Origin of the sequence: Enterobacter sp. CPE_E863, assembly GCF_046521465.1 — a bacterium.
GTDB lineage: Bacteria > Pseudomonadota > Gammaproteobacteria > Enterobacterales > Enterobacteriaceae > Enterobacter > Enterobacter adelaidei.
In genome coordinates, this window is record NZ_JBKFZX010000007.1 from 1 (window position 1) to 4,924 (window position 4,924).

General features: G+C 55.0%; 5 protein-coding genes and 1 pseudogene. All 6 read right to left on the reverse strand.

The features are described from left to right. Positions 1-392: 392 nt before the first annotated feature. Positions 393-608: an MbeD family mobilization/exclusion protein gene (locus ACLHV8_RS27025; protein WP_410392161.1), complete on the reverse strand. Its 216-nt coding sequence runs from the start codon at positions 606-608 to the stop codon at positions 393-395. A gap of 6 nt (positions 609-614) precedes the next feature. Beyond that, positions 615-1,106 carry an MbeB family mobilization protein gene (locus ACLHV8_RS27030; RefSeq protein ID WP_047720453.1) on the reverse strand — a complete coding sequence of 164 codons (492 nt, stop codon included), beginning with the start codon at positions 1,104-1,106 and terminating at the stop codon, positions 615-617. 558 nt (positions 1,107-1,664) lie between these two features. Then, positions 1,665-1,793: a hypothetical protein gene (locus ACLHV8_RS27035; protein ID WP_407200169.1), complete on the reverse strand. Its 129-nt coding sequence runs from the start codon at positions 1,791-1,793 to the stop codon at positions 1,665-1,667. Continuing rightward, positions 1,783-2,105 (reverse strand): annotated as a pseudogene (locus ACLHV8_RS27040) (MobC family plasmid mobilization relaxosome protein). The gene ACLHV8_RS27035 and the pseudogene ACLHV8_RS27040 overlap by 11 nt, the downstream one beginning before the upstream one ends. 997 nt (positions 2,106-3,102) lie before the next feature. Next, positions 3,103-4,407, reverse strand: a complete 1,305-nt coding sequence (locus ACLHV8_RS27045; protein ID WP_033488194.1) for a PAS domain-containing methyl-accepting chemotaxis protein — start codon at positions 4,405-4,407, stop codon at positions 3,103-3,105. Between the two features lie 279 nt (positions 4,408-4,686). Next, positions 4,687-4,924 (reverse strand): hypothetical protein (locus ACLHV8_RS27050; protein WP_410392162.1); only part of this gene is annotated, 238 nt, incomplete at its 5' end.

The window sequence follows — 4,924 nt, forward strand, 5'->3', positions numbered from 1 at the left end:
AGACATGACGAAAAAACACCAAAAACGCAGCCGCTGGATATTACACTGATGCATAGTCATGCAGCCAGATGCATGCAGCGTAAAGTCACACTAAAATCAGCGCGAACGCCTTAAAAACCGGCAAATGCCTCTCCGGCAACTCACACAGCTCCATCACCAGGTAAAAACAGTTCAGCAGGGCTTCAATAACGTTGAGAATTTTCATCACTTCCTCCGGGATAAGTCACTACCATTCCGGTAGTCAGCCTATTTAGCAGGAACGCGATGAGCCCTTCTTCGTGCGGGCTGTCACCTCATCTTCGGACCATCGAAACTCTTCTGCTTCTGTCGGAGCGTCAGCTCCAGCTCGTTCTGACGCTGATACTCCAGTGCAGCCTTCTCCTCGATGGCATTCAGTTCCCGGACAAGCGGCGCAGCTGCTCGCTTAAACTCAGCACCTGCGTGCTCAAGTCCGACACGCGCTCGTTCAGCACCGCGTTCTCCCGTTGCATAAGACCACACATGCTCCGCCATTCCGCGAAGGCGCTCCCCCATTCGTCCAGCCTTTGCGAGTAGTCCTGCTGTAGCTGCTCTAATGCGCTCAGCAACTGCTTTTCCAGCTCTGTCATTTTCCGCTACTCCTGTTTCAGGCGGATCCATGTCGTCCCGTCGTAGGGGATGGCTTCGGCTTGCATCCCCGGCGGCAGGATAAGAAACCTCCGGCCGTCGCTGCTCTCCTGATAGCGCACTCCCCACGTCCGGGCGGTCATTTTCGCCAGGGTATCTTCCTGCTGACGAAGATGCGTGTAATTGTCGGTTATCTGCTGCCCCTGCCACCACAGAATGCTCCCGCTCGTGGCGATCAGCAGCGCTGACACCATCAGGATGGTGAGCCATGTCCTCCCGGCCGTCAGCAACACGCTCCGCCGGTTTTTCTCCATCGCCTCGCTCATACTCTGCTCGTGGGCGCTGATGGCGTCGCTGATTCTCCTCGCGCTTGCGTTCAGTTCCGCTCTGACAGACTGCTCGTGCTCGCTGAATGCGGCTTTCAGCATCTCGCCGGTACTCTTCTGCTGCGCTTTCGATTGCTGCTCTAAGTCCTTCGCCAGCGTTAAAAGACTGCTCATAGATGGCTCCCTTCAGTCGGATGTTTCGCCCCCCGTCAGGGTCGGCAATGCTGATACTGCTTTTCGTTGTACACACCACCTCAAAACCTGCACCTTCAAGAGCCTCAGTGACGTCCTGACGGCTTTTCAGCTCCCCGGACGAGGCTAAGCTCAGCAGTCCACGGGTGATGGCTTCTGCGGCTTCCTGCTTCGTTTTCGGCAGTCCGGCCGGCGTGACCAGCGCCCGGCGGTTTTCCGGCGCGTTCGGATCGTGCAGCCCCAGTCTGCCGTTCACGATGGTCTGCCAGGCATCGATACGCGGCCGGTCGGCGCGGTCGTAGTACGGCTGGAGCCGCCTGCCGGTCAGCAGCTCGGTATTGGGGATCAGAAAGTTCAGCTCCAGACGCCCCTTGTCCTCGTGCTCCACCCACAGAATGCTGTACTGATCTTTATCAAGTCCGGGCATCAGAACCCGCTCGAAGCTGGCCATCAGTTTTTCCCGCTGGCCGGGAGGCAGATCGGCCTCCGCAAACGACAGGACGCCGGAGGTGTATTTCTTCACGTAAGGCGACGCGTCAATCAGCTCCCGGACTTCTTCCGGCTTCCCTGCAGGACGCTGGCGCCTTCACGCTGCCGGTCTTTACCCAGCAGATAGTCCACCGGCCCGGCGCCACCGCCGCGGCCACGTGGATGAAATTTAACGATCATCGTCCGTTCCTTTCTCAAGAACGGCGTGCCGCAGCCGCTCAAGCCCGGCATCGATGGCCATCAGCGCCGCCACAATCTGCACCCTGTCATGGCCGGTGCCGCCGCCGGCGTTAACACGGCGGGCTATCTGGTTCAGGTTATTCCCCATGCCGGCAAGCTGGCGCAGCAGCGCCGGCGAGATTGAGGGAGCTTTCCGGTGCGCGCAGACTTTTCGTCCAGGCAGGTCTGCCGCATCCACGCCGCCAGCTGCCTGCCGTCACAGCGCTCAAGCAGCCGCCGGTGCTCGTCCTCCGTCACCCACATGGTGAGCATCTTGTTCCGTTTCTCTGACAAACCGGCCTCCTGATAACGCCGGGACGGGCGGGAAAGCCTTTCCCGGTCGGCGCGGGGTTGGACAAGCCGCAGGCGCGTCAGGCTTTGGCGGGTTTCGGGGCGCAGCCCTGAACCAGTCACGTAGCGCTAGCGGAGTGTATACTGGCTTACTATATTGGCACGGATGCGAATATCAGTGAAGTGCTTCATCTGGCAGGAGAAAAATGCAGCAGCGGAGCGTCAGCAGAATATGTGATACAGGATATATTCCGCTTCCTCGCTCACTCACTCGCTGCGCTCGGTCGTTCGGCTGCGGCGAGCGGTACCGGCTTACAGGCGGGGCGGAAATTTCCTGGGAGATGCCAGAAAGAAGCTTAACAGGGAAGCGATAAGGCCACGGCGAAGCCGTTTTCCATAGGCTCCGCCCCTGACAAGCATCACGAAATCTGACGCTCAAATCAGTGGTGGCGAAACCCGACAGGACTATAAAGATACCAGGCGTTTCCCTGGTGGCTCCCTCGTGCGCTCTCCTGTTCCTGCCTTTCGGTTTACCGGTGTCATTCCGCTGTTATGGCCGCGTTTGTCTCATTCCACGCCTGACACTCAGTTCCGGGAAGGCAGTTCGCTCCAAGCTGGACTGTATGCACGAACCCCCGTTCAGTCCGACCGCTGCGCCTTATCCGGTAACTATCAACTTGAGTCCAATCCGGAAAAACACGACAAAGCGCCACTGGCAGCAGCCACTGGTAACAGGTTTAGAGGAGGAGAGTCTTGAAGTTTCGGGTGCGATAAGGCTACACTGAAAGGACAGTTTTGGTGACTGTGCTCCTCCAAGCCAGTTACCGCGGTTCAAAAGAGCGTCAACTCTTGCGAACCTTCGAAAAGCCACCTTGCCGGGTGGTTTTTCGTTTTCAGAGCAAGAGATTACGACGCAACGGAAAGGATCTCAAGAAGATCATCTGTGATGTTCGACAGATATGGGGATATGCACCATGGCCTATCCGGCTTTAACTGAAATGGCGACATCCTTAACCGCAGTCTCAACCCCTGCAGCATTCCTCTGAATGCTGGTCATAACTTCACCCGCTTCGCGCATGAGTGTAACCCCTTTCCGAGTGTTCATCAGGCTGTTTTCAATGCCACAGAGAACATCCTTGGCCAGTTGACTATTGCTGGCCACGACTTGCTCAATTTCTTCAGTCGCGCTACTGACGCTCGCCGCAAGATTACGCACTTCTGCGGCAACAACCGCAAAACTTCTTCCGGATGCGCCAGCCCTTGCTGCTTCAATCGCGGCATTCAGTGCAATAAGTCTTGTCTGCATGGCAAACTTCCGGATGGTTTCCACCATATCGTCAATACTTTCAGACTGATTGTTGAGCCGTGAGATATCGGTGGAGACAGCCCCCATCCCCTGCGCAATTCTGTCAATCATAAGGATGCTATTTTCAATAACATTGGCACCGTTCTGCGCACTTTCTCGGGTCTGCACGGCCATATCCCATGCATGCACAGCAGCCTCTTGCTCTCTCTGGTTTCGCAGGACATCAGCCGTAACATCTGTAGCGAATTTCACAATTTTATAAAGCTGCCCATCACTGTTAAAGACAGGGTTATAAGTTGCACGGAACCACAGAGGGTCTCCCTGACGGTTAAGGCGTGGAAACAGACCAGAAAAAAACTCACCTTGATTCAGTCTCTCCCAGAAATGTCGGTATTCATCACTTTTGTAAAGCGTCTCGGCACAGAACAGACGATGATGCTTACCTATGATTTCATCCCGCTTATAGCCAGTGGCATTGACGAAATTTTCATTTGCTTCAAGCACGATCCCTTCAGGATTGAAGGTGATGATGGCCATAGAACGGTTTATGGCATTTACGACTGCTTCCTGCTCAAGAGCAGAATGCACGCGCTCAGAAATATCGGCAGCAATTTTAATGACTCTGATAACACGGCCGCGCCTGTCAGAAACGGGGATATAACTGGCTTCAAGCCATACGGAACGATTTCCCTTTGCCAGCCGCAGGTACTTGCCACTAAAGCTTTCTCCCCTGGCAAGGCGCTGCCAGAACTGGCTGTATTCCGGTGAACTTACCAGCGAGGGCGGGCAGAATATACGATGGTGGTGACCGATTATTTCATCAGCCCTGTACCCCATAGTGGAGAGAAAAAGCGGGCTGGCTTTATTTATCACCCCCTCCGGACTGAACTCAATGACAGGCTTATTCTGACAAATTGCGTCATACGAAATGGCTGATCGCTGGAGGTTCAGGGAGAACATATATTTAAGTGAAAACATATGAATCAGATTGCCCGGATAATGTAAGTACTGCCATGGTTATCGGCTACTCCTTATGTAGCTTTATATATTACTGCGACAGGGCGGGAAAAAGCCCGCTCTTCAGCCATGCCGGCATGATGTCCGGCTCCGGATTTCACGCGTAAAAAACCCGCCATCTTTAGCGGGCTGAACAATAAGAAAATGTTCATATTTACGGCAAATCCGCCGGCTCCAGCAGGAAGCTGGCGTCTCTCAATCTTGGAAGAACCAGCGCAGCTCCGCAAGCCTTAACACGCATCAGAAGGCAAAAAAATGGCTCCCATCCGGGAGACGGAAAACACTCAACTGACTGGATCGCAGGATATCCTTTGTGAAGGATAATTTAAGTATCGGCCGGATTTCCGCGGGCATAAGCCCGGCCGGCATAATTTTTTCCGTATCCGCCAGACCTCGGCTTTTAACATAACACCCCTTGCCCGCACCGCAGAAACGGGGTTGGCTGCGTTTCCGGTGCCAGACGCGAGAAAGTGGCGAC

What these genes read in the sequence shown, in the direction of transcription:
- ACLHV8_RS27025 (WP_410392161.1), bottom strand. Translation starts at nt 608, where the DNA reads ATGACAGAGCTGGAAAAGCAGTTGCTGAGCGCATTAGAGCAGCTACAG.
- ACLHV8_RS27030 (WP_047720453.1), bottom strand. Translation starts at nt 1,106, where the DNA reads ATGAGCAGTCTTTTAACGCTGGCGAAGGACTTAGAGCAGCAATCGAAA.
- ACLHV8_RS27035 (WP_407200169.1), bottom strand. Translation starts at nt 1,793, where the DNA reads ATGATCGTTAAATTTCATCCACGTGGCCGCGGCGGTGGCGCCGGGCCG.
- ACLHV8_RS27045 (WP_033488194.1), bottom strand. Translation starts at nt 4,407, where the DNA reads ATGTTTTCACTTAAATATATGTTCTCCCTGAACCTCCAGCGATCAGCC.